This is a genomic window from uncultured Rhodococcus sp., from assembly GCF_963525155.1.
GTDB classification, from domain to species: Bacteria; Actinomycetota; Actinomycetes; order Mycobacteriales; family Mycobacteriaceae; genus Rhodococcus_F; species Rhodococcus_F qingshengii.
In genome coordinates this window covers 1-3,759 of record NZ_CAURKP010000310.1, presented here as the reverse complement: position 1 = coordinate 3,759, position 3,759 = coordinate 1, and the positions used below count along the sequence as shown (strand labels likewise).

Annotated in this window: 4 protein-coding genes and 1 pseudogene; 3 read left to right on the top strand and 2 right to left on the bottom strand. The window is 62.9% G+C overall.

Annotated elements, in window-relative coordinates; genetic code table 11:
• Positions 1 to 154, top strand: a pseudogene (locus RWT78_RS28695) (CoA transferase); the annotation flags it as partial.
• 60 nt (positions 155 to 214) lie between these two features.
• Here the strand turns inward: RWT78_RS28695 and RWT78_RS28690 are convergent.
• Positions 215 to 1,318: a bifunctional 2-polyprenyl-6-hydroxyphenol methylase/3-demethylubiquinol 3-O-methyltransferase UbiG gene (locus RWT78_RS28690; RefSeq protein WP_003944389.1), complete on the bottom strand. Its 1,104-nt coding sequence runs from the start codon at positions 1,316 to 1,318 to the stop codon at positions 215 to 217.
• Positions 1,319 to 1,365: 47 nt separating this feature from the next.
• Positions 1,366 to 2,841 (bottom strand): PLP-dependent aminotransferase family protein, encoded by a 1,476-nt coding sequence (locus RWT78_RS28685; RefSeq protein WP_003944301.1) that lies wholly within the window; start codon positions 2,839 to 2,841, stop codon positions 1,366 to 1,368.
• Between the two features lie 61 nt (positions 2,842 to 2,902).
• Here RWT78_RS28685 and RWT78_RS28680 point away from each other — a divergent pair, with 61 nt between their 5' ends.
• Together RWT78_RS28680 and RWT78_RS28675 are read left to right on the top strand one after the other, a co-directional pair.
• Complete coding sequence (locus RWT78_RS28680) at positions 2,903 to 3,133, top strand: hypothetical protein (RefSeq protein ID WP_003944349.1); 231 nt, start codon at positions 2,903 to 2,905, stop codon at positions 3,131 to 3,133.
• Positions 3,134 to 3,178: 45 nt separating this feature from the next.
• A complete protein-coding gene (locus RWT78_RS28675) occupies positions 3,179 to 3,649 on the top strand; it encodes a 5' nucleotidase, NT5C type (protein WP_054826000.1) in 471 nt (156 codons plus the stop codon).
• Positions 3,650 to 3,759: the final 110 nt, after the last annotated feature.

Below are 3,759 nucleotides of genomic sequence, written 5' to 3'. Positions count from 1 at the left end.
TCCGTCCAACGAACACATCGCAGCTCGCGGTTCGCTCATCGAACTGGACGGCGTCACCCAGCATGCTCCCGCACCGCGCTTCTCGCGCACGCCCACCACGACGCCTGCTGCGCCGGCGCGTGAGGCGACGGATATCGATACGGTCTGGACCTAGGGCCTTCGGCCCCTGTGCGCCTTTTTGGTAGTTACTGCAACCAAAAAGGCGCACGGGGCGTCAGCCCAACCTGTAGAACCTGAACATCTCGTGCTCGATCGGCAGCACGTCCACCCGCTCGAAACCTGCCGCCTTGGCATAGCTTTCGAGTGTCGAGTGCCTCATCACCGTCCCGGTGGCAATGCTTCCCGGATGCGAAAGACTGTCCGGTAAGCAGCAGGTCAGCGAAAATCCGTACAGCAATTGCTCGATCGGACCCGCCTCGGGATCGAACTCATCCGCCGTTCGTTCGTCCATCACGATCACCGGAGCGCCCGGCTGGGCAATCGCCCGAGCCGTGGACAGAAAGCCCACCGGATCCGGAACGTCGTGAAGGCACTCGAAAGCGAAGACGGCGTCGTAGGTCCCGGCATCGGCTCGCCCGGCCTCAGGAGCCTGTCCGGCGACGTCGACCAACGAGAAATGCACGCGGTCGTCCACCCCCCGATCATGAGCGTTACGACGGGCAGCGTTCACCGACGCCGCGTCGACGTCGAAGCCGTGCACTTCGATCTTCGGGTATCCGAGGGCGAGCGCGATAGACGACCAGCCCTCCCCCATCCCGAGATCAGCGACCTGCCCGCCGTCCGAAAGTGTGGCGTGCAGGTCGGTGACTACCGGCAGAAACTGCTGACAGAGCTGATGGAGATACATCGGCCGATTCAGTAGCGCCTGACCCTCGCGAGCATCGGGGCCCATCGATTCCCACGTGACTCCCCCACCGTGACGATAAGCGTCGAGTAGACGTGGCATCGACGACGTCGTCGCGACGAACAGCCTCGCCAGCGGCGCCAGGAAAAGTAGGTTCTCGTCGTCGACCAGAACATCGGCGTGGGCCTGCGGCAGGCTGTACCGGCGATCGGCATCCGAATTGACGTCCACATAACCGGCGACGGCCTGCTGCTCGAGCCACTCCCGCGCATATCTTTCGACGGTCCCTGTCCGGTCCGCCAGCTCCGTCGACGTGAGCGGGCCGTGATCGCTCAGCGCGCGGTACCAGCCCAACCGGTCGCCCAGATACACGGCCTGCAGCTCCGATGCCCCGAGCGTGGCCGCGAACAATCGTTCTGCGAGCGCTTCCGCCGCACTGGTTCCCGCTGCGCCTGTACCGTCTACCGCCGTCATGCCCTACCTCCTGGTTTCACACCACTTTCAGGGTGTGTACCCAGTTCTCAGACGACGACCATTCGTTGGTCTGCCGTGTCGCGATCCGTCGCGAGAGTGTCGTACGCAGCGGCGATGGACGCGACGCCGCGAATGAGGTCCTCGGCAGAACGTGCGTACGGCACGCGGATGAATCGTTCGAACGCACCTTCTACGCCGAAACGGGGGCCGGCGGCAAGGAGTACGCCGAAGTTGGGTGCCACCGCCGCCAACGCCGTCGAGACGGGCGCGGACATTCGCATCCAGACCGACATTCCGCCGGAACCGATGGTGGGACGCCAGTCCGGCAGATGCTCGGCCACCGCACCGAGGAGTACCGCACGCTGTTCTCGCAGAACTTCGCGACGCTGTTCGAGCAACGAGCGGTCGTCGGCGAGCAAGTAGGCGGCTGCCAACTGATCCATGACGGGAGTACCGAGGTCGACCGCGGCACGCGCCCCCACCAACTGGGTGATGAGCGCGGCATCGGCGCGAATCCAACCGACACGTAGCCCGCCCCACAGCGACTTCGCGGTCGAACCGAGCGTCACCACTTCGGTTTTCGCTGCGCCTCGCCCATGTGAGGCGACCGGCGCCGGCGGTGGTGCGTCGAGCCACAGATCCACCATCGTCTCGTCGACGACCAGAGTCATTCGCGTTTCGTGCGCAATCTTCGCAAGCTCGGCGCGGCCGGAAGAGTCCATGCAGAGGCCGGTCGGGTTGTGAAAGTCGGGGATCAGGTATGCCATTCTGGCAGCGGTTTGCCTTGCTGCACTACGAATCCCGTCGAGATCCCAGGCTCCGGCTGCCGCGAACTCCGGTCGGACCGGAACCGGTACGGGCCGAGCGCCGTTTCGCCGAATCGCTTCCAGCGCATTGGGGTACGTCGGATGATCGACCAGCACTCGCTCGCCGGGTGAGGTGAGCACCGACAGCAACAATCGAAGCGCGTGCTGCGCACCCGAGGTCACCATGATCTGTTCGGCGGTGGTGGGAAGACCCCGCGCCGTGTAGCGCTGCGCGATCACGTCACGCAAGTCGGCGATCCCGACCGGTTCCATCCCGTGTGTGGGAAGGAAGTTCGGAAGTTCCTGCAGCGCAGACGCATACGCCAGTTCGACCTGAGCGGCGGGAGCTGCCATCGCCGCGTAACTGAGGTCGACGACGGGTCCACTCGGCCCGGGTTGATGGGAGCGGAACATCAACCCGTTCGGCCGCGCGCCGGCAGGCAATGCCACGGTGCTTCGCGAACCCTGCCTGCTGATCAGGTACCCCTCGTCTCGCAGCACCGAGTACGACGACGTGATCGTGGTTCGACTGAGTTCGAGTACCGCCGCAAGTTCACGCTCACTCGGCAGTGCGACTCCCAGCGGAACGCGACCGTCGTGCACGAGCAGGCGGATACCGTCGGCAAGCGCACGGTACGCGGGCCTGCGTCCGGACTCTTCCTGCCAGGATCCCAGATCGCGCGCGAGCGAACGGGCACCGAGAACTCGAGTCATCATGCAGTCCAGTATCGACAACTTGGCTATGTAACTCAATACCAGTCAAGTTGATCATATGTCCATGACTACCTTCGCAACCCTGATCGGCATCGGACTCTTCGTGGCACTCGTCTACTTCTTCGCGCCCGCCGAAGGTGAAGGTACATACATTCGGTTGGAGCAGTTTCGCCTGGCAGCACCCCTCGGCGGCATCTTCCACGACAAGACTTCAGACCGCGAGAACGACGCTGTCAGACCCCCGTGCGATTGTGATCAGGGGGAAGAATTCACTGATCTCAGTCCAGTTGCGTAAAACTGGACTCTTTTCGCACTCAGAAAGTCTCCAGAGAGGGTTCCTATGCCGGCTTCCAAAAAGATTCTCTATATCGATCTCGACAACACCTTGGTCAACTTCCAGTCGGGCATCGATCGCCTGACCGACAGCGTCCGAGAGAAGTACAAGAACGACCTCGACGAAGCGCCGCACATCTTCTCTCGCATGGATCCTCTCGACGGCGCTATCGACGCCTACCACCAACTGGCACAGCAATTCGACACCTACATCCTCTCGACAGCGCCGTGGAAGAACGCCACAGCCTGGCACGACAAGGTTCTGTGGGTCCAAGAGCACCTCGGAATGGAGGAAGGCAGCGTCGCGTACAAACGTCTGATCCTCTCGCACCACAAACACCTCAATCGGGGCGACTACCTCGTCGACGACCGCGGAGCAAACGGAGCAGATCGATTCGAGGGCGAGTGGATCAAGTTCGGCAGCACCAAGTTTCCCGACTGGAAGACCGTCACCGCACACTTGTCGAAGCTGGCTTGAAACACGAAATCCCCGCTCATGCTTGCATGAGCGGGGATTTCGAGGGAACGAACTAGCGGACGATCTCGCGCCGGACGATCGTCTCGTCGCGGCCGGGGCCGACACCGATG

Coding starts and splice junctions, on each gene's coding strand:
- RWT78_RS28690 (WP_003944389.1), bottom strand. CDS start 1,318: ATGACGGCGGTAGACGGTACAGGCGCAGCGGGAACCAGTGCGGCGGAA.
- RWT78_RS28685 (WP_003944301.1), bottom strand. CDS start 2,841: ATGATGACTCGAGTTCTCGGTGCCCGTTCGCTCGCGCGCGATCTGGGA.
- RWT78_RS28680 (WP_003944349.1), top strand. CDS start 2,903: ATGACTACCTTCGCAACCCTGATCGGCATCGGACTCTTCGTGGCACTC.
- RWT78_RS28675 (WP_054826000.1), top strand. CDS start 3,179: ATGCCGGCTTCCAAAAAGATTCTCTATATCGATCTCGACAACACCTTG.